Origin of the sequence: Agrobacterium radiobacter (assembly GCF_040801995.1) — a bacterium.
Classification (GTDB): domain Bacteria; phylum Pseudomonadota; class Alphaproteobacteria; order Rhizobiales; family Rhizobiaceae; genus Agrobacterium; species Agrobacterium radiobacter.
This window is the reverse complement of sequence record NZ_JBEGHX010000002.1, coordinates 894,543-915,489: the sequence shown is the minus strand read 5'-3', so window position 1 is coordinate 915,489 and position 20,947 is coordinate 894,543. Positions and strand designations below refer to the sequence as shown.

The following is a 20,947-nucleotide window of genomic DNA, read 5'->3' as shown; positions in this document are numbered from 1 at the left end:
CCATGACCCTCAATGGATGGTTTCAGGTCCTGCTTTTCTGCGGGATCATTTTTGCGCTGGTGAAGCCGCTCGGCTTCTATATGGCGCGTGTCTTTAATGGCGAACGCACCCTGTTGTCGCCGGTTCTCGCACCCGTCGAGCGCGGCCTTTATGCCCTTGCCGGGACAAGCGAGCGCGAGGAGCAGCACTGGACGACCTATGCCTTCTCCATGCTTCTCTTCAACCTCCTCGGTTTTGCCCTGCTCTATGCCCTGATGCGTTTTCAGGCCGTGCTGCCTTATAATCCGCAGGGAATGGCGGCGGTTGGGCCGGAACTCTCCTTCAATACGGCGGTCAGCTTCGTCACCAACACCAACTGGCAAAATTATGGCGGCGAAAGCACGCTGTCCTATCTGACCCAGATGGCCGGTCTCACCGTGCAGAACTTCGTTTCCGCGGCGACCGGCATGGCAATCGCCATCGGCCTCATCCGCGCTTTTTCACGCGCCTCCGGCAAGGCGATCGGCAATTTCTGGGTGGATATGGTCCGCTCAACGCTCTACGTGCTTTTGCCCCTCTGCATCGTGCTGACCCTCATCTATGTGTGGCTCGGCGTGCCGCAGACCCTTGGCGCCTATGTGAATGCGCAGACGCTGGAAGGCGTGCAGCAGACGATTGCCGTCGGTCCCGTGGCGTCGCAGCTGGCGATCAAGATGCTGGGCACCAATGGCGGTGGTTTCTTCAACGCCAATTCCGCGCATCCCTTTGAAAACCCCGACGCCATTTCCAACATGATCCAGATGGTGTCGATCTTCGCGATCGGCGCCGCCTTCACCAATGTTTTCGGCCGCATGGTTGGCAACCAGCGCCAGGGCTGGGCGATCCTCGCCGCCATGGGCGTTCTGTTCATCGCCGGCGTCGCCGTTACCTATTGGGCGGAAGCGGCCGGAAATCCGCTGATGCACAGCTTCGGCCTTGCTGGCGGCAATATGGAAGGCAAGGAAGTCCGTTTCGGCGTGGCGCTCTCGTCGCTCTTCGCGGTCATCACCACAGCTGCGTCCTGCGGCGCGGTCAATGCCATGCATGGCAGCTTCACGGCGCTGGGCGGTCTTGTTCCCCTCATCAACATGCAGTTGGGTGAGGTGATCGTCGGCGGTGTCGGCGCGGGCTTTTACGGCATCCTGCTCTTCATCGTCATCGCCATCTTCGTGGCGGGTCTGATGGTCGGACGCACGCCGGAATATCTCGGCAAGAAGATCGAGGCCAAGGAAATGAAAATGGCGGTTCTGGCCATTCTCTGCCTGCCGCTCGCCATGCTGGCTTTCACGGCAACGGCCACCGTCCTTCCCTCGGCCGTGGCGTCGATCGGTACGGCGGGACCGCACGGCTTCTCCGAAATCCTCTATGCCTATACCTCCGCCGCCGCCAATAACGGCTCCGCTTTCGGCGGGCTGACGGGTAATACCACCTGGTACAACATCACGCTTGGCCTTGGCATGCTGATGGGTCGTTTTCTGGTGATCATTCCGGCGCTCGCCATTGCCGGTTCGCTGGTCGCCAAGAAGACCGTTCCGGCCTCAGCCGGCACCTTCCCGACGGATGGTCCGCTCTTCGTCGGCCTGCTTGCCGGCACGATCCTGATTGTCGGTGGTCTCACCTTCCTGCCAGCGCTCGCACTCGGCCCCGTTGCCGAACATCTTGTCATGGCGGCGGGCCAGCTCTTCTGAGGTGATGCCATGAATGACGAAAAGTCTCGAAGTAACCGCATCGTCTCCGCCCGCAAGGGCGCTCCCGGCAAGGGGAGCGCCACGCCCGGCGGCTGGTGCGCCTCCAATCTCATTCTTGCGATGATGGCGGCTCTGTTCGCCGCCGTCGTCGCTCTCGAAGTTATCACGGGCTGATCGACCCTTATCGGTCGCCCCGTTTCAAACGCTGGAGCCTCTTCATGAGCCAGTCCAAACAAGCGAGCATCCTTGATTCTCGCATTCTCGTGCCGGCCATTGCCGCCGCATTCAAAAAGCTCAACCCGCGCACATTGGCGCGCAACCCGGTCATGTTCGTGGTGGCGACAGTGTCGGTGCTGACGACAGTGCTGTTCATCCGCGATCTCATCACCGGTGGCGCCAATCTCGGCTTTTCCTTCCAGATCAATCTCTGGCTCTGGTTTACCGTGTTGTTCGCCAATTTCGCGGAAGCCGTCGCCGAAGGGCGCGGCAAGGCGCAGGCGGATTCGTTGCGCCGGACCCGCACGGAGACCCAGGCGAAACTGCTGACCGGCGATGACCGCAGCCAATATAAAATGGTGGCGGGCACCAGCCTGAAGGTGAACGATGTCGTTCTCGTCGAGGCGGGCGATATCATCCCCTCCGACGGTGAGGTCATCGAAGGTGTCGCCTCCGTCAACGAGGCGGCCATCACTGGCGAATCCGCCCCCGTCATCCGCGAATCCGGTGGCGACCGCTCGGCGGTTACCGGCGGCACGCAGGTGCTGTCGGACTGGATCAGGGTTCGCATCACTGCCGCTGCCGGTTCCACCTTTCTCGACCGGATGATTTCGCTAGTCGAAGGCGCTGAACGCCAGAAGACGCCGAACGAGATCGCGCTCAATATCCTGCTGGCCGGCATGACGCTGATCTTCGTTCTGGCCACAGCCACCATTCCGAGTTTCGCGGCCTATGCCGGAGGTTCGATCCCGATTATCGTGCTGGTGGCACTGTTCGTGACGCTCATCCCGACCACCATCGGTGCGCTTCTGTCCGCCATCGGCATCGCCGGCATGGACAGGCTAGTGCGTTTCAATGTGCTGGCCATGTCCGGCCGCGCCGTCGAGGCGGCCGGCGATGTGGATACGCTGCTGCTCGACAAGACCGGCACCATCACCCTTGGCAACCGTCAGGCGACCGAGTTTCGTCCCGTTGCCGGCGTTTCCGAGCAGGAACTGGCCGATGCGGCGCAGCTTGCCTCCCTTGCCGACGAAACGCCGGAAGGCCGCTCGATCGTGGTTCTGGCCAAGGAAAAATACGGCATCCGCGCCCGTGACATGCAGAAACTCCATGCGAATTTCGTACCTTTCACCGCCCAGACCCGAATGAGCGGTGTCGATTTCGAAGGTTCCTCCATTCGCAAGGGCGCAGTCGATGCCGTTCTTGCCTATGTTGATGGCGGCGCTCCGCAACAGGGCAATGTGGCGCTTGCCGTCAAAACCGAAACGGACGCCACGCGCGGCATCCGGGCAATTGCGGAAGAGATCGCCAAGACCGGCGGCACGCCGCTCGCCGTTGTGCGCGATGGAAAATTGCTCGGCGTTGTGCAGCTGAAGGACATCGTCAAGGGTGGCATTCGCGAGCGTTTTGCGGAGCTTCGCCGCATGGGCATCCGCACGGTGATGATCACCGGCGACAATCCCATGACGGCCGCGGCAATAGCGGCGGAAGCAGGGGTGGATGATTTCCTCGCCCAGGCGACGCCGGAAAACAAGCTGGAGCTTATCCGCGAGGAACAGGCCAAGGGCAAGCTCGTCGCCATGTGCGGCGACGGCACCAATGATGCTCCCGCGCTGGCGCAGGCCGATGTCGGCGTTGCCATGAACACCGGCACGGTGGCGGCCCGCGAGGCCGGCAATATGGTCGATCTCGACAGCGATCCGACCAAGCTCATAGAGATCGTCGAAATCGGCAAGCAATTGCTGATGACGCGCGGTGCGCTGACGACGTTCTCCATTGCCAACGACATCGCCAAATATTTCGCCATCATCCCGGCAATGTTCCTGGCGCTCTATCCGCAGCTTGGCGTTCTGAACGTGATGGGGCTTTCGACACCCCAGAGCGCCATCCTGTCAGCCATCATCTTCAACGCGCTCATCATCATCGCGCTGATCCCCCTGTCGCTGAAGGGCGTTAAATATCGTCCGATTGGCGCCGGCGCGCTGCTGTCGCGCAATCTGGTCATCTATGGCCTCGGCGGCATCATCGTTCCCTTCATCGGCATCAAGGCCATTGACCTCGCTATTACGGCGCTCGGTCTCGCCTGAGGAGTAAAGACAATGTTTAAACAGCTTCGTCCCGCACTGGTGCTCATCCTCGCCACCACCGCCATCACCGGCCTTGCCTATCCCTTGGGCATGACAGGTCTCGCGCAGGCGATCTTCCCCTTTCAGGCAAATGGCAGCCTGGTAGAAAAAGGTGGTGCCGTGGTGGGTTCGCAATTGATAGGGCAGGCCTTCACCGGTGAGAAATATTTCCACGGAAGGCCGTCCGCTGCCGGCGATGGTTATAATGCCGCTTCGTCTTCCGGCTCCAATCTCGGGCCGACGAGCGCCAAGCTCATCGACCGGGTGAAACAGGATTACGAGGCCGCAAAAGCCGAAAATCCGGAGGCCGAGGTTCCCGCCGATCTGGTAACGGCTTCGGGCAGCGGCCTTGATCCACATGTTTCGCCTGAATCCGCCTATTTTCAGGTTCCCCGCGTGGCCAAGGCGAGGGGCATGGATGAGGCGTCCCTGCGTAGCATCATCGAGCGCCATGTCGAAGGACCGGAACTCGGCTTCATGGGAGAGCCTGTCGTGAATGTGCTGGCACTCAACATGGCCCTTGACGCAGCCGGCTCATGAATTGAAATGGCTATGGCTTGTTCGCAAGCCATAGCCTCGACCACTGGTGGGTTAAATGCCTGACGACAATCGTGATATGCCGAGCCGACCATCGCCCGATGCGCTGCTGGAAAACGCCCGGCGCGAGGCGCGGGGCCGGTTGAAGATTTTTCTGGGCGCAGCGCCCGGCGTCGGCAAGACCTATGAAATGCTGATGTCCGGCCGGGCGAAGCTGGCGGATGGTGTGGATGCCGTCATCGGCGTCGTTGAAACCCATGGCCGCCGGGAAACCGAAACGCTGGTGCAGGGTTTCGAGATCATCCACCGCCGTCGCATCGATTATCGGGGTCAGGTGCTGGAGGAGATGGATCTCGATGCCATTCTGGCCCGTCGTCCCGCTCTGGTTCTGGTCGATGAACTGGCTCACACCAATGCCACCGGCAGCCGCCATCCCAAGCGTTACATGGATGTTCAGGAGATTCTGGCGCGGGGCATCAACGTCTATACGACGCTGAATATCCAGCATGTCGAAAGCCTGAACGACATCGTTGCGCAGATCACCCGCATCCGTGTTCGTGAAACGGTGCCTGACAGCATCATCGACCGGGCCGACGATGTCGAAATCATCGATATTACCCCTGACGATCTGATCAAACGCCTGCAGGATGGCAAGGTGTACCTGCCCCGCACCGCCCGGCGCGCCATCGAGAATTATTTTTCGCGCGGTAACCTGACGGCCCTGCGAGAGCTTGCCCTCCGGCGCACTGCCCAACGGGTGGATGAGCAATTGCTCAACCACATGCAGTCCCATGCCATTTCCGGCCCCTGGGCGGCGGGAGACAGGGTTCTGGTCTGTCTCGACCATGGCGGCAATGGTCCGGGGCTGGTGCGTTACGCCCGCCGACAGGCGGATCGCCTGCGTGCACCCTGGACGGCGCTGCATCTCGATACGCCGCGTTCGCAACAATTGTCGGAGGCGGAAAAAGACCGGCTGGCGGGCACCATGCGGCTCGCGCAGCAGCTTGGCGGCGAGACGGTGACCCTGCCGGCACTGGACCTGACCCGTGAGATCATCTCCTACGCCAATGCCAATAATTTCACGCACATCATCATCGGCCGCCCGCGAAAATCCTGGTGGCAGCGAATTTTCCAGCGTTCGCTGACGCATGATCTGATCGACCACGCGGGCGATATCAGCGTGCATGTCATTTCCGGCGACAAGAGGGAAGAAAAGCAGGGTCAAGCCGTAAAGCCCGCACCGGCGCGGTCACGCCAGTCCTTCCGGTCCTATCTCAACAGCACCCTGTTTGTCGGGCTGGCGATCGTGGTCGGCATCGTGCTCGATCAGACGCTCGATGTGCAGAACCTCGCGCTTGTTTTCCTGATGGCCGTTCTGGCGGCCGCCGTGCGCGGCGGTTTGGGCCCGGCGCTTTATGCTTCGCTGCTTGGCGCGGTCGCCTTCAACTTCTTCTTTCTGGAGCCCCGTTACACGCTGACGGTCAGTTCTCCGGACAGCCTTGTCGCTCTTTTGTTTTATTTCGGCGTGGCGCTCGTCGCCTCCAACCTCACCGTCGCGGTGCAGCGGCAGGCGGCCTCCGCGCGGGCAAGGGCGCGAACGACGGAAGATTTGTATCTGTTCTCCAAGAAGCTTTCGGTGACAGGAACGCTGGACGACGTGTTGTGGGCAGCCGCTTTCCAGATGGCCTCGATGCTGAAGGTTCGGATCGTTCTGCTTCTGCCGGAAAACAATACGATAGCGGTCAAGGCGGGATATCCGCCTGATGATACGCTTGTCGACGCCGATATTGCCGCCGCCCAGTGGGCCTGGGAACACAACAAGGCTGCGGGCAGGGGCGCAGATACGCTTCCCGGCGCCAAACGTCTTTATCTGCCCTTGCGCACTGGCAGTGGCGCCGTCGGCGTGGTGGGGCTGGACGATGACCGGCTCGGCCCGCTTCTGACGCCGGAGCAGCAACGGCTGTTTGACGCATTGGCGGATCAGGCGGCACTCGCCATCGAGCGGATTCAGCTCGTCTCTGACGTCGACCGGGCAAGGCTTGCTGCGGAAACCGACCGGCTGCGCACCGCGCTGCTGACATCCATTTCCCATGACCTCAAGACGCCGCTTGCGGCTATCCTGGGTTCGGCCGGAACACTGAAGGATTTCGGCGAGGACATCCCGCCGGATGCGCGCGGCGAACTGCTTTCGACGATCATCGAGGAATCCGAGCGGCTGAACCGGTTCATCTCCAATCTTCTCGATATGACGCGGATCGGTTCGGGCGCCATGGAGCCGAATTATGGTCTGCATTTCCTGGGCGATATGGTCGGAACCGCGCTGTCGCGCGCGGCAAAAATCGTCGTCAGGCATGAGATCGTTCTGGATATTCCATCCGACCTGCCGATGCTGAAGGTCGACCCCGTGCTTTTCGAACAGGTCCTGTTCAATCTCATCGACAATGCCGCCAAATACGCTCCCGAACATACGACCATCGAGATTCGCGGCTGGCGACATGGCAAGAATATCTTCCTGTCTGTAGCCGATGCGGGGCCGGGTATTCCACCCGATGATACCGAGCGGGTGTTTGACAGTTTCTACCGGGTGCGCAAGGCGGACCATGTGCAGGCCGGAACGGGTCTCGGACTGTCCATCTGCAAGGGGTTTATCGAGGCCATGGGCGGGTCGATCCGCGCGGAAAACAGGCCGGGTCGCACCGGTGCGCAGTTTACCGTCAGTCTGCCGGTTCCTGCCGATGCGCCTGTAATAGATCATGATTAAGGCACGATTGCCGGCGACAAGCGGCTATGCCGCTGAAGGAGATCGGGAATGACCAATTCCGCCGTTCGTATTCTGATCATCGACGACGAACCGCCGATCCGCAAGCTTTTGCGCGTGGGGCTGTCGACTCAGGGATATTCGGTGAGCGAAGCGATGAATGCGAAGGTCGCCATGGAGCTGGTCAGTGAGGACAAGCCGGATCTCGTCGTTCTCGATCTCGGCCTGCCGGACATGTCGGGGCATGATCTCTTGGCGAAATGGCGCGGCGAGGGCCTGGCGCTGCCGGTTATCATTCTCTCCAGCCGCACGGATGAGGCGGGTATCGTCAAGGCGCTGGAACTGGGGGCGGATGACTATATCACCAAGCCTTTCGGCATGAACGAACTCGTCGCCCGCATCCGTGTTGCTCTGCGCCATCGTCTGCAAAGCCAGGGGGAGAGGCCGGTGTTTCAGACCGGCGACCTCTCCGTCGATCTGGTCAGACGCATCGTCCGGGTGGAGGACCGGGAGGTGAAGCTCTCGCCGAAGGAATATGACATCCTGCGGGTTCTCGTGCAGCATGCCGGCAAGGTTCTGACCCACCGTTTCCTGCTGGAGCATGTGTGGGACGAACTGACCGACGTGCAATATTTGCGGGTTTATGTGCGCCAGCTTCGCCAGAAGATCGAAAAAATTCCGGATCAGCCCCGTTATATCCTGACGGAAACCGGTGTGGGTTATCGGCTGCAGGAGGTGTGAGGGCGTCGCGATGCGACGCCCTGATATTTCAGACGGCAGCGCAGATCGACAGGAAGTCGTCCACATCGGCCTCGGTTGTCGCGAAGCTGGTGACCATGCGGATCAGCATCTCGTCCTTGCCGACTTCTTGCGGCATGTCGCGCGGTTCCAGCCAATCATAGAACTTCGCACCCTTTGCCGTAGCAGCTTCGGCGGCAGCCTTCGGCAGAATAGCGAAAACCTCGTTCGCCGTGGTCGGCCAGGCAAGGCGGGCGCTGTTTAGCGAAGCGAAACCGGCGCGGAGCCGGTTGGCCATGGCATTGGCGTGGCCGGCGAGACCGAGCCACAGGTCGTCCTGCAGATAGGCCTCGAACTGTGCGGCAATGAAGCGTGATTTCGAAAAAAGCTGGGCGGTGCGTTTGCGCAGAAAGGAAAAGTCCCGGGCGAGCGAGGGATCGAAGAAGACGATTGCCTCCGCGCACCAGCAGCCGTTTTTCGTGCCGCCGAAAGACAGGACGTCGACGCCGCGTTTCCACGTCATTTCGGCGGGCGTGGTGCCGAGTGCGGAAAGCGCATTGGCGAAACGCGCGCCGTCCATGTGTAGCGGCAGGCCGTTGTCTTTTGCGATTTTGGCGATGGCGTCGATTTCATCGAGCGTATAGACGGTGCCGGCTTCGGTTGCCTGCGTCATGGTGATGGCCGCGGCGCGGCCGTGGTGCACGGCATCCTGCGGATAACGGGCAATGCGTTCGATCAGGTTTTCCGGCAGCATCTTGCCGTTCGGTCCCTCGACTGCCACCATGCGCATGCCGGAAAAGAAATCTGGCGCGCCGCACTCGTCCTCGATCACATGCGCTTCGGAATGACAGAAGGTCAGGCCGCCAGCGCGGGCAATGCTGGCCAGCGAAAGCGAATTGGCCGCCGTGCCGGTCGCGACGAAAAATACCGCGACTTCGCGTTCGAAAATCTCGTTGAAGCGTTTTTCGATGGAGAGATCGAGTTCGCTGGTGCCATAAGCTGCGGCAAAGCGTGTGGATTCCCGCGAAAGCCGTTCGTTGACGGCCGGATGGGCGCCAGCCCAATTGTCTGAAGCAAAAAACATCTCTGAAGGCTTTCCGATAGCTGAGGTTCTGTTCGGGCTGTTCGAAGCGATAACGGGAAAGTTCTAGGTCGGAACATTGAGATTGGCAAATCCGGTAATGAAAGCAACGGGTCGGGCTGCTTTGCGACAAGAAAGTTTCGCACAATAGGTCAGTATCGAAACTTCGCTGCAAAATGGGGCTTTCACTAATTGGATTCGCACCCTTGCAAAATTCGCCCGTTTCTGTCAAAATCCTCGTGAATTGAGACAGCTTTGCTGTCCTAAATTTGATCGAGCCGGGTTGAATACGGATTTTGCGGGAAGCGAAAATTCGTGTCGAGCCGGATCTTCGCATGAAACCATGCAAGTAATTTTGCAGGAGGGACAAAAATGATGAACAAGCCGCAGGCAGAGATTGCAGCCGCCGCCCTGACCACTGACTGTCCCACCGCGGCTGCGGCCGCACCCGTTTCTGCGAAAGCGCGTTTCGCGGGCGGCCTGCCGGAAAAGCAGGGTCTTTACGATCCCTCCAATGAACATGACGCCTGCGGCGTCGGTTTTGTTGCGCATATGAAGGGCGTCAAGTCGCACCAGATCGTCAAGGACGGCCTGTTCATTCTCGAAAACCTGACGCATCGTGGTGCCGTCGGTGCCGACCCGCTGATGGGCGATGGTGCGGGCATTCTAGTGCAGATTCCCGATCGTTTCTTCCGCGAGGAAATGGCCGGGCAGGGCGTGACGTTGCCAAAGGCTGGCGAATATGCTGTCGGTCACATCTTCATGCCGCGCGATCCTTCCCGCATCGAGCACTACAAGAAGGTGATCGTTGACGTCATCGGTGAGGAGGAGCAGCAGTTCCTTGGCTTCCGTGATGTGCCTGTCGATAATTCCTCGCTCTCCAAGGCGCCGGATATCGCAGCGACCGAACCGCACCATGTTCAGGTCTTCATTGGTGCCGGGCGCGACGCTGCCACCAATGCTGATTTCGAGCGCAAGCTGTTCCTGATCCGCAAGGTTCTCTCCAACCGCATCTATGATGAGGGCGGCGGCAAGGAAACGCAGGATTTCTATCCCGTGTCGCTCTCCTCCTCGACTATCGTCTACAAGGGCATGTTCCTCGCCTATCAGGTTGGCGCCTATTACAAGGATCTGGCGGACCCGCGTTTCGAATCCGCGGTTGCGCTGGTGCATCAGCGTTTCTCCACCAACACCTTCCCTTCGTGGAAGCTGGCGCACCCCTACCGCATGGTCGCCCATAACGGTGAAATCAACACGCTGCGCGGCAACGTCAACTGGATGGCGGCGCGTCAGGCGTCTGTTTCCTCCGTGCTGTTCGGCGACGATATCTCCAAGCTGTGGCCGATCTCCTATGAAGGTCAGTCGGACACCGCCTGCTTCGACAACGCGCTCGAATTCCTCGTGCGCGGCGGTTATTCCATGGCGCATGCCGTAATGATGCTGATTCCGGAAGCCTGGTCGGGCAACCTGTCCATGTCGGCTGAACGCAAGGCGTTTTACGAATATCATGCCGCGCTGATGGAGCCGTGGGACGGCCCCGCCGCCGTCGCCTTCACCGATGGCAAGCAGATCGGCGCGACGCTCGACCGTAACGGTTTGCGCCCGGCGCGTTATCTCGTCACCGATGATGATCGCGTCATCATGGCGTCCGAAGCCGGCACATTGCCGGTGCCGGAGGAGCGCATCATCAAGAAGTGGCGTTTGCAGCCGGGCAAGATGCTGCTGATCGACATGGAAAAGGGCTCTATCATTTCCGATGAGGATGTGAAGCACGAGCTTGCCGCCAAGCATCCTTACCGCACCTGGCTCGACCGCACCCAGCTCATTCTTGAGGATCTGAAGCCCGTGGAGCCGCGTGCGCTGCGTCGCGACGTGTCACTGCTCGACCGTCAGCAGGCCTTCGGTTACACCAGCGAAGATACGAAACTGCTGATGTCGCCGATGGCGACGACGGGTCAGGAAGCTATCGGCTCGATGGGCACCGATACGCCGATTTCGGCCATGTCGGACAAGTCGAAGCTGCTTTACACCTATTTCAAGCAGAACTTCGCACAGGTCACCAACCCGCCGATCGACCCGATCCGCGAAGAGCTGGTGATGAGCCTCGTTTCCTTCATCGGTCCGCGCCCGAACCTTCTCGATCACGAAGGTGCGGCCCGCGCCAAGCGTCTGGAAGTTCGCCAGCCGATCCTGACCAATGGCGATCTGGAAAAGATCCGCTCCATCGGCCACACGGAAGACCGTTTCGACACCAAGACGCTCGACTTCACCTATGATGTGGAGCGCGGTGCGGAAGGCATGCCTGAAATGCTCGACCGCCTGTGCGAGCGGGCGGAATCCGCCGTTCGCGGCGGCTACAACATCATCGTTCTCTCCGACCGTCAGCTCGGCCCGGACCGCATTGCGATCCCGGCACTTCTGGCGACGGCCGCCGTGCACCATCACCTGATCCGCAAGGGTCTGCGCACCTCGGTCGGTCTCGTCGTGGAAACCGGTGAACCGCGCGAAATCCACCATTTCTGTCTGCTCGCCGGTTATGGCGCGGAGGCGATCAACCCCTATCTCGCCTTCGATACGCTTCTCGACATGCACAAGCACGGTGCATTCCCGAAGGAAGTGTCCGATGATGAAGTCGTTTATCGCTACATCAAGGCAGTTGGTAAGGGCATCCTCAAGGTCATGTCCAAGATGGGCATTTCCACCTACCAGTCCTATTGCGGCGCGCAGATCTTCGACGCCATCGGCCTGTCTTCGGAATTCGTCGAGAAATATTTCTTCGGCACCGCCACCTCCATCGAGGGCGTCGGTCTGACTGAAATCGCCGAAGAAACCGTAACCCGCCACACGGCTGCCTTCGGCAAGGATCCGATCCTTGCCAACACGCTCGATATTGGCGGCGAATATGCCTATCGCATGCGCGGCGAAAGCCACGCCTGGACGCCGGATGCCGTTGCCTCGCTGCAGCATGCCGTGCGCGGCAACAGCCAGGATCGCTACCGCGAATTCGCCGGCATGGTGAATGAGACGGCGCTGCGCATGAACACCATCAGAGGTCTGTTCAAGGTCAAGTCTGCGGAAGCTCTCGGCCGCAAGCCGGTCTCCATCGACGACGTCGAACCGGCGGCTGACATCGTCAAGCGCTTCTCGACCGGCGCCATGTCCTTCGGCTCCATCAGCCGCGAGGCGCATACGACGCTTGCCATCGCCATGAACCGCATCGGCGGCAAGTCCAACACCGGCGAAGGCGGCGAAGAATCCGACCGTTACATGCCGCTGTTGAACGGCCAGCCGAACCCGGAACGCTCGGCCATCAAGCAGATCGCATCCGGCCGTTTTGGCGTCACGACCGAATATCTGGTCAATGCCGACATGCTGCAGATCAAGGTGGCGCAGGGCGCGAAGCCCGGCGAGGGCGGACAATTGCCCGGCCACAAGGTGGATGCGACGGTTGCCAAGACCCGTCACTCCACACCGGGTGTCGGCCTCATCTCGCCGCCGCCGCATCATGACATCTACTCCATCGAAGATCTGGCGCAGCTGATCTACGATCTGAAGAACGTCAATCCGGAAGCTGATGTTTCGGTGAAGCTGGTATCGGAGGTGGGTGTCGGCACGGTTGCGGCCGGTGTCGCCAAGGCGCGCGCCGATCATATCACCGTTGCCGGTTTTGATGGCGGTACGGGCGCTTCGCCGCTCACCTCCCTCAAACATGCCGGTTCGCCCTGGGAAATCGGCCTTGCCGAAACCCAGCAGACCCTGGTGCTGAACGGCCTTCGCTCGCGCGTTGCGCTGCAGGTGGATGGCGGCCTGAAGACCGGCCGTGACGTCATCATCGGCGCGTTGCTCGGTGCTGATGAATTCGGCTTTGCTACCGCGCCGCTGATTGCGGCCGGCTGCATCATGATGCGCAAGTGCCACCTCAACACCTGCCCCGTCGGTGTCGCCACGCAGGACCCGGTTCTGCGCAAGCGCTTCAAGGGTACGCCGGAACACGTCATCAACTACTTCTTCTTCGTGGCCGAAGAAGTGCGCGAAATCCTTGCCTCGCTTGGTGTTACCAGGCTGGACGAGATCATCGGTGCTTCCGAACTGCTCGAAAAGGATGAGATGCTCGCGCACTGGAAGGCCAAGGGGCTGGATTTCAGCCGGATCTTCCACAAGGTCGAGGCTCCCAAGGAAGCGACCTTCTGGACAGAGCGTCAGAAGCACCCGATCGACGACATTCTCGATCGCAAGCTGATCGAGAAGTCACTGCCGTCGCTGGAAAACCGCGAGCCTGTCGTTTTCGAAGTGCCGATCAAGAACGTCGACCGTTCTGCTGGTGCGATGCTATCAGGCGCGCTTGCCAAGCGCTGGGGCCACAAGGGACTGAAGGACGACACGATCCACGTGACGCTGCGCGGCACGGCGGGCCAGTCCTTCGGTGCGTTCCTGGCCCGTGGCATCACCTTCGATCTGGTGGGTGACGGCAACGACTATGTCGGCAAGGGTCTTTCGGGTGGCCGCATCATCGTGCGTCCGCCGGAAAACACCCGGATTGTTGCGGAAAACTCGATCATCGTCGGCAACACCGTTCTCTATGGTGCGATCACCGGTGAGTGCTATTTCCGCGGTGTTGCGGGTGAGCGCTTTGCGGTGCGCAACTCCGGCGCCGTCGCGGTTGTCGAAGGCGTCGGCGATCATGGTTGCGAATATATGACGGGCGGCATCGTGGTCGTTCTCGGTGAAACGGGTCGTAACTTCGCGGCCGGCATGTCCGGTGGTGTGGCTTACGTTCTCGATGAGAAGGGCGATTTCGCCACCCGCTGCAACATGGCCATGGTTGAGCTGGAGCCGGTTCCGGAAGAGGACGACATGCTGGAGAAGCTGCACCATCACGGCGGCGACCTCATGCACAAGGGACGTGTCGACGTTTCCGAGGACATGACGCGCCACGACGAGGAGCGTCTCTACCAGCTCATCTCCAACCACTTCCACTACACGAATTCGTCGCGTGCCAAGGATATACTCGACCGCTGGAGCGAGTTCCGTCCGAAGTTCCGCAAGGTCATGCCGGTCGAATACCGTCGTGCGCTTGAGGAAATGGAACGTATGCGCATGGGCGTGGCGGCGGAGTAATCCGCCGCGTGAGGACACTACACCAACTGGTCTCGCTGATGATCGCGGTCGCCGTTCCCACGGCGATCTACTGGACGAGCGGCGAGACCGGATTTGAATTCATCGTATTGGGGGCGGCCTTCGGTTTCGCCACCTGGTACTGGGGCCCGACAGGCGCTCCGCTTTGATGTGAGGACATATACGTGGGCAAGGTAACAGGTTTTCTGGAAATCGACCGGCAGGTGGGCAAGTATCAGCCCGCATCGGATCGTATCCGCCATTTCCGCGAATTCACCATTCCGATGTCGGATGCCGAGGTGCAGAAGCAGGCGGCGCGCTGCATGGATTGCGGCATTCCATACTGTCACGGTCCGACGGGCTGTCCCGTGCACAACCAGATCCCCGACTGGAACGATCTGGTCTATAACAACAACTGGGAAGAGGCGATCCGCAACCTCCATTCCACCAACAACTTCCCGGAATTCACCGGCCGCGTCTGTCCCGCACCCTGCGAGGAAGCCTGCACGCTGAACCTCGAGGATGCGCCGGTCGCCATCAAGACCGTCGAGCAGGCGATTGCCGACAAGGCTTACGAGCTGGGCTTCATCGTGCCGAAGCCGGCGACGATCCACACCGGCAAGAAGGTTGCCATCATCGGCTCCGGCCCGTCCGGCATGGCGGCTGCGCAACAGCTGGGCCGCGCCGGCCACGAGGTTCATGTCTACGAGCGCGAAACGAAGCCCGGCGGGCTGCTGCGTTACGGCATCCCCGATTTCAAGATGGAGAAGAACTTCATCGACCGCCGTGTCGAGCAGATCAAGGGCGAAGGCGTTACCTTCCATTGCGGCGTCAATGTTGGTGTGGATGTGACGGTTGAAGCGCTTCTGGCCGATCACGATGCCGTTCTTTATTGCGGCGGTTCGGAAACCCCGCGCCCGGCCGGCATCGGTGGCGCCGATTTTAATGGCGTTTATGATGCCATGCCTTATCTCGTGCAGCAGAACCGCCGTGTCGGCCGTGAAAACATCGACAGCATCGGCTGGCCGGCCGATCCGATCCTCGCCGGCGGCAAGCATGTCGTCGTCGTTGGTGGCGGCGATACGGCCTCCGACTGCGTCGGCACGGCTTTCCGTCAGGGTGCGGTGAAAGTCACACAGCTCGATATCCGCCCGATGCCGCCGGAAAAGGAAGACAAGCTTGCGGTCTGGCCTTTCTGGGCAACGAAGATGCGCACCTCGTCCTCGCAGGCCGAAGGCGCCGTTCGCGAATTCCAGGTTGCCACGCTGGAATTCGTCGGTGAAGACGGCGTTCTGACGGGTGTGAAGTGCTGTCAGGTGGACGATCGTCGCAAGCCGATTGCCGGTACGGAATTCATCATCAAGGCCGATCTCGCCTTCATCGCCATCGGCTTCTCCGGTCCCTTCACCGATAGCGTGCTGAAGGAAATGGAAGGCCAGCTGACGCTGAATACTGACCGCCGCGGCTCCACCAACGTGGTTGCCAACGAGACGGATTACAGGACCTCGGTGGACAAGCTGTGGGCGGCGGGTGACGTGCGCCGCGGCCAGTCGCTGGTGGTCTGGGCCATCCGCGAAGGTCGCCAGGCGGCGCGCGCGATCGATGAGGCGCTGATGGGGGCGACCGTTCTTCCGCGCTAAGCACCGAAGATAATACGAACGGAAAAGGCCTGTTGCGTCTGCAACAGGCCTTTTCTTTTGTCTTCGAAAATGAGGGCTTCTTCTTCAGCAATAGGGAAGGGTGATGCGGAAGCAGGCGCCACCGGTGGAAGCATCGCTGATGGTAATCTCTCCGCCATGATAGCGTATGATCTCCTGCACGAGGTTGAGCCCGAGCCCGGTGCCGCGATCCTTAGGCCGCAGGCGGTGGAAGGCCTCGAAAATCAGCTCCCGTTCCTCTTCGGGAATGCCATTGCCTTCGTCAGCTATCTCGATCACCCGGTTTGCCGCGACCCTCATCGTGATCGTTCCGCGATTGCCGCCATGTTCGATGGCATTCTGCACGATGTTCATCAGGGCGCGCTGCAACGAGGCGTCGTCGGCAAGGGCGAGGATCGGCTCTTCCTCCGGCTCAAAGGAGAGCGCATATCCCTGTGATATGGCGAGCGGAGCCATATCGGCGACGACCGACCTGCAAAGGCCGACAAGATCAAGCGGCACCAGAGGTGCCTTCTGCCCGCCGAGACGTTGTAGATCCAGCAATTGTTCGGCCAGCACGGCAATGCGGCTGGCATCCGCCAAAATTCTGTTTCGGGCCGGGCCGTCCAGCAGCGTTTCAACGCGGGTCTGGAGAATGGCGACGGGGGTCCGCAATTCATGGGCGGCATCGAGAATGAAACGCTTGTGCCGTTCGTAGCCGTCATCCAGCCGTTTCAGCGCGCCGTTGACGGCATGCACGAGCGGTTGCACCTCTCGTGGAATATCGCCATCCGGCAATCGATATCCACGTCTGTCGATATCTATGGTTTCCGCTGTCCGGGCAATGGCGGAAAGGGCGCGAAATTCCCTGCGGATGAGCCAGGGAATGGCGACGATCGTCACGATGGACATGAGAATGAGGACCGGCATGATCAGTATGTTTGAGAACAGCAGGACGGGGAAAGTCATGCTGAACGGGCCGCCCTTGCCGATCATGACGAATTCTCCCGCTGGGCCGGAGGCGCGACGAACGACGGCGATGCGCACCACGGCAAGATAGGAATAGGAAAGCGCTGCGTCGCGTACGTCCGAGATCCTGACGTCGCTAAGCTGTTGATCCATGTTGCTGAAGGCCTCAGGCACCTGCCCGCCCTGAACGATCTCGCCTTTTTCGCTGACGGCGACAAACCAGAAATCAGAGGTGCCGTTGCGCAGGTCGATGAACTCAGGTGTTTCCCTGAGAACCAGCCGATTATCCTTATCGCGCACGATCGCATTGGCGGTTATCTGGGCCGCCTCAGGGCTGAGCAGCGCGCTGCCCGCACCGCCACTCGACATATAGGTGATGATGGCCGCGGTAACGATGAAAAGGCTGCCGATCTGGAACAGCAGCAATTGAATGGTGAGGCGGCGTTTGAGCGATTTTCTTTTGGCCGGTTTCATAAGGTGGCCCTCAGGAGATAACCGACGCCACGAATGCCGTGGACTTCGAGACCCGCATCTGCGGCCGCCAGTTTGCGGCGCAAGCGGGAAATATGGGAATCGAGCGCATTGGACTGGATCTCATCATCGAAATTATAGACAGCGTCCTCGAGCAATGAGCGCAGCACCGTTCTGCCCTGCCGCCGCAACAGGGCTTCGAGGATCAGCAGTTCCCGTCTTGTCAGTGGAAGAAATTCACCCATGATGCGCACTTCGCGGGTTTCGAAGCAGAATTCCAGCCTGCCGAGCTTTGCTGTCATCGTGACCGCACCCGCCGGCCGGCGCATCAGGGCCCGGATGCGAGCAAGCAATTCCTCGACGGCGAACGGCTTGGCCAGATAATCGTCCGCACCGAGATTGAGGCCATTGACCCGATCCGCAAGTGAACCCTGCGCCGTCAGCACGATGACGGGCGGGGTGATGGGCAGGAGGCGCAAATCTTCTATCAGCTGGATGCCATCGCCATCAGGCAATTGCCGATCAAGCACAACGAGGTCGTGAACACCATCCATGATGGCGTGACGGGCAAGATCGAGCGTGCCGACGGTATCTACGATAATATCGAACCGGTGGAGCGCGGCGGACAGGGCTGCTGCCATTTCGCGTTCGTCTTCAACAAGCAGCAGGCGCATGAATTCATCTCGGCATTGTCCGGCGTACCTTCCGGCAGGAAGGGGGGCGGGCGAAAGGCAAAAAAAGACGGCGCCGCTGACGCTACGGACAAGCGAGGCGTCGCCGTCAAATAAATATCGCCATGCAAAAGGGGGACCGGGGGTGGTGGATGGCCAACCCCGCATTCCTGCAAAGCTCTACCTACCCTGTCATGCGCGGATTGCCTAAACATTACGCCCGCTGCGGGGCGGTCAGGCCGCTGCGAAAGTGATTATTGTTTGGCCTGTGTGGTATCCGGCGCCACACGATAATCATCAATGCGACCTGCCGGTGCATCGGCCATCTCGCCGCGCTTGGTCAGCCTTTCGCGCGGCGATTCCACAACGGATACGCGTGTGGGGCCGGCGGTCAAAGGGGCGTCGCCCAGCAGCTTGTCGCCGCCATCGAGATTGGGATCGGTCAGGCTGATCGGCTGGGTCCGTACCTGCCCCGCATCGATGCCAAGTGCGGGCAGGGAGGTGAGCGCCGGCAGATTGCTGCCGTCCAGTTTCACGAGGTCCGGTCCGGCGCTATCAAGGTGCCGGCGCACGAATTTTTCGACGTAAAATGCAAGCTTGCGCTTGCCGGCCTGTGTCATGCCGATGCCATCAGCCTCACGCAGACGGGCCTGCTGGCCGTTCATGTCGTAGCCGGTGATGACGAATTTTCCCGCCTCATCGACGAAACCGTCCCAGACATCAACGAATTCACCGCCATATTTTTCGACATGGCTGCGATAAAGCCGGTTGAAGCCAACGAGATCGGCCGAAAGCGACGGCGACTGGAAGGCGGGAACGCCAACCCAGAGCAGCGGCACCTTCTGGCGTCCGGCAAGGGTCAAAAGTTCGTCGATCCGCCGTTCATATTCCTTGAACCAGACCTCCGTGCCGAATTTTTCCCTGATATCACCGATCTGCATCTGCTGGCGATCATTCGATCCCATCATGATGACGATGGTGGCGGGATTGGTCTCGCTGATGAATTGCGGCAGGTTTTTGAACCAGTCATAATAATCGGTGCGGACGAGGCCGGAAGAGCCGTTGGCACGCACATCGACGGCGATTGCCGGCGAGCTGGCAAAGGCATTGACCAGTTCTTCCCCCATGCCGCCGGCGAGAAAATCGCCGATGACCAGAACGCGCCTTGCATTTTCAAGCTTGGCTGCCGGTTCCGGTTTTGCGGTCCGCATCTGCACCACCGAGGGCGCTTTTCTGGCGGGTTGCGGGCGGGTGACCGATCGTTCACGCGGAGCAGAGGGAAAATCCCGGCGGTTGCGGGGCTGGTATTCACGACCGGATCCGCCATCGCGGCCCACAGGTTTGCCAAAGAGCATTTCAAACAGGGTGCGCCGTTGCTCTTGTGCGAAGCTTTCGGAAGGAACGAGCGGCAGTGTAAGCACAGCGGAAAGAAGGACGGCGCAGAAACGCCAGCCGGTTCTTCCGTTTTTTTCCGCAGGTTTCCTACTCATGACATCAACCTTTCCGGATGCATCGACGGCGCCCACAACGCCGCCGAATTCGCCGGCACATTATCAATTGCGCAGGGCTCTCAGCAACCGCTGCGACGGCTGACCGTCGGTTTCCATACCCATGCGCGACTGGATGGCGCTGATGGCGGCTTTCGAACCGGAGCCGAAGTTCCCGTCAACCTCGCCATCATAATAGCCGAGTTCCTTCATGCGGGTCTGGAGTTCGAATTTTTCACGAATATCCAGCGTCCCGTCGGGACGCGGCCATTTCTGTTGCATGCCGCCATAACCGGCAATCTCATCCGCAAGCAGGCCGACAGCCAGCGCATAGCTGTCGGAAGCGTTGTATTTCTTGATGGTGAAGAAGTTCTTCATCACCAGGAAACCGGGGCCGTTTGCGCCACCCTGCAATTTCAGCATGGCGCGATCGGAACCGCGGGTAAAGTTCTTGCCGTTCGGACGGGTGAAGCCAAGCTTTGCCCATTCCGCAATGGTCTTCGTCTGCCCTTCATAACGGGCGCCGCCACGCGGAACGGCGGTTTCGTAACCCCAGGTGCGGCCGGGCTCCCAGCCGTTCTTGGAAAGAAGATTGGCAGCGGTTGCCAGGGCGTCGGGAACGGAATGCCAGATATCGCGCTTGCCGTTGCCATCCGCATCGACGGCATAAAGCAGGTAGCTGGTGGGGATGAACTGGGTGTGACCCATCGCGCCCGCCCAGGAACCCGTCAGCTGTTTCGGTGTCACGTCGCCCGCCTGAAGAATCTTCAAAGCGGCGATCAATTGCGTGCGCGCGAATTTGGCGCGCTTGGGATCGGAGTAGGCGAGCGTTGCCAGCGCCTGCGGAATATTGTGCAGCCGCTCCGGCTTTTCGAGAACCGCGCCGTAATTCGATTCCATCGACCAGATGGCGAGAATGATGTGCTTGTCGACATTGAAGTTACGCTCGATCCAGTTGAGCGTCGTCGCGTGCTTCATCTTCATTTCGCGGCCGATCCGCACCGTGTACGGATTGACGCGGGAATCGAGATAATCCCAGATCTGCGTGGTGAATTCCGGCTGGAAGGTGGCCTTGCGCAGCGCATCCGGATCCGGCTCGCTGACACCGGCAAAGGCCTTCTGATAGGTCGCCTTGCTAATGCCTTCTTTCGCGGCTGTTGCGTAGAACTGGTTGATCCACTGTCTGAACCCCGCATCTGCGTGAGCAGAAACGGGCGCCAGCGAGATTGCCAAACCTGCAACCATCATGCAGCCGAATTTGCGGACACCTGAAAGGATCATCTTTGTCATCGTCAGTCTTTCGTTCTCTCGAATGTCATTTCGATTGCGAAAACGCATCGGGCGTCGTCATGGATAACAAAAGAACGTCAACAAATTCTTTACCATTAATAGATGGTAGCGTCACCCTTTACAAAACGTTGTTATTTTTGAAATA

Annotated in this window: 14 protein-coding genes; 9 read left to right on the top strand and 5 right to left on the bottom strand. The window is 60.1% G+C overall.

The window, feature by feature from the left end; genetic code table 11:
* Window positions 1–2: 2 nt before the first annotated feature.
* The 6 genes from kdpA to MRBLRC7O_RS18085 are packed head-to-tail and all read left to right on the top strand — an operon-like array spanning window position 3 to window position 8,084.
* Window positions 3–1,706, top strand: a complete 1,704-nt coding sequence (gene kdpA, locus MRBLRC7O_RS18110; protein ID WP_060723125.1) for a potassium-transporting ATPase subunit KdpA — start codon at window positions 3–5, stop codon at window positions 1,704–1,706.
* Between the two features lie 9 nt (window positions 1,707–1,715).
* Complete coding sequence (locus MRBLRC7O_RS18105) at window positions 1,716–1,880, top strand: hypothetical protein (RefSeq protein WP_020012266.1); 165 nt, start codon at window positions 1,716–1,718, stop codon at window positions 1,878–1,880.
* Window positions 1,881–1,924: 44 nt separating this feature from the next.
* A complete protein-coding gene (gene kdpB, locus MRBLRC7O_RS18100) occupies window positions 1,925–4,009 on the top strand; it encodes a potassium-transporting ATPase subunit KdpB (protein ID WP_060723126.1) in 2,085 nt (694 codons plus the stop codon).
* A 12-nt stretch (window positions 4,010–4,021) separates the two neighbouring features.
* Window positions 4,022–4,588, top strand: a complete 567-nt coding sequence (kdpC, locus tag MRBLRC7O_RS18095) for a potassium-transporting ATPase subunit KdpC (RefSeq protein ID WP_003506097.1) — start codon at window positions 4,022–4,024, stop codon at window positions 4,586–4,588.
* A 55-nt stretch (window positions 4,589–4,643) separates the two neighbouring features.
* Window positions 4,644–7,346: a DUF4118 domain-containing protein gene (locus MRBLRC7O_RS18090; RefSeq protein WP_065695121.1), complete on the top strand. Its 2,703-nt coding sequence runs from the start codon at window positions 4,644–4,646 to the stop codon at window positions 7,344–7,346.
* A 48-nt stretch (window positions 7,347–7,394) separates the two neighbouring features.
* Window positions 7,395–8,084 carry a response regulator transcription factor gene (locus MRBLRC7O_RS18085; RefSeq protein ID WP_003506100.1) on the top strand — a complete coding sequence of 230 codons (690 nt, stop codon included), beginning with the start codon at window positions 7,395–7,397 and terminating at the stop codon, window positions 8,082–8,084.
* A gap of 28 nt (window positions 8,085–8,112) precedes the next feature.
* Here the strand turns inward: MRBLRC7O_RS18085 and MRBLRC7O_RS18080 are convergent, their stop codons facing one another.
* Window positions 8,113–9,165, bottom strand: coding sequence for a threonine aldolase family protein (locus tag MRBLRC7O_RS18080; RefSeq protein WP_060723129.1), 1,053 nt, complete (start codon window positions 9,163–9,165; stop codon window positions 8,113–8,115).
* A gap of 369 nt (window positions 9,166–9,534) precedes the next feature.
* Between MRBLRC7O_RS18080 and gltB the strand changes: the two genes are divergently transcribed.
* The 3 genes from gltB to MRBLRC7O_RS18065 are packed head-to-tail and all read left to right on the top strand — an operon-like array spanning window position 9,535 to window position 15,917.
* Entirely contained in the window at window positions 9,535–14,280 is a 4,746-nt protein-coding gene (gene gltB / locus MRBLRC7O_RS18075; RefSeq protein ID WP_087746076.1) for a glutamate synthase large subunit, read from the top strand.
* Window positions 14,281–14,288: 8 nt separating this feature from the next.
* Complete coding sequence (locus tag MRBLRC7O_RS18070) at window positions 14,289–14,447, top strand: hypothetical protein (protein ID WP_161490922.1); 159 nt, start codon at window positions 14,289–14,291, stop codon at window positions 14,445–14,447.
* Window positions 14,448–14,462: 15 nt separating this feature from the next.
* Window positions 14,463–15,917, top strand: coding sequence for a glutamate synthase subunit beta (locus MRBLRC7O_RS18065; protein ID WP_112278438.1), 1,455 nt, complete (start codon window positions 14,463–14,465; stop codon window positions 15,915–15,917).
* An 84-nt stretch (window positions 15,918–16,001) separates the two neighbouring features.
* On the opposite strand, the gene MRBLRC7O_RS18060 is transcribed toward MRBLRC7O_RS18065, so the two are convergent.
* The 4 genes from MRBLRC7O_RS18060 to MRBLRC7O_RS18045 all read right to left on the bottom strand — a co-directional run bounded on the left by MRBLRC7O_RS18060 (window position 16,002) and on the right by MRBLRC7O_RS18045 (window position 20,802).
* Window positions 16,002–17,357 carry a sensor histidine kinase gene (locus tag MRBLRC7O_RS18060; RefSeq protein WP_111820587.1) on the bottom strand — a complete coding sequence of 452 codons (1,356 nt, stop codon included), beginning with the start codon at window positions 17,355–17,357 and terminating at the stop codon, window positions 16,002–16,004.
* A complete protein-coding gene (locus MRBLRC7O_RS18055; RefSeq protein ID WP_020809062.1) occupies window positions 17,354–18,028 on the bottom strand; it encodes a response regulator transcription factor in 675 nt (224 codons plus the stop codon). The genes MRBLRC7O_RS18060 and MRBLRC7O_RS18055 overlap by 4 nt, the downstream gene beginning before the upstream one ends.
* Before the next feature lie 251 nt (window positions 18,029–18,279).
* Window positions 18,280–19,515, bottom strand: a complete 1,236-nt coding sequence (locus MRBLRC7O_RS18050; protein ID WP_087746249.1) for an SGNH/GDSL hydrolase family protein — start codon at window positions 19,513–19,515, stop codon at window positions 18,280–18,282.
* A 63-nt stretch (window positions 19,516–19,578) separates the two neighbouring features.
* A complete protein-coding gene (locus MRBLRC7O_RS18045) occupies window positions 19,579–20,802 on the bottom strand; it encodes a lytic murein transglycosylase (RefSeq protein ID WP_087746072.1) in 1,224 nt (407 codons plus the stop codon).
* Window positions 20,803–20,947 lie beyond the last annotated feature (145 nt).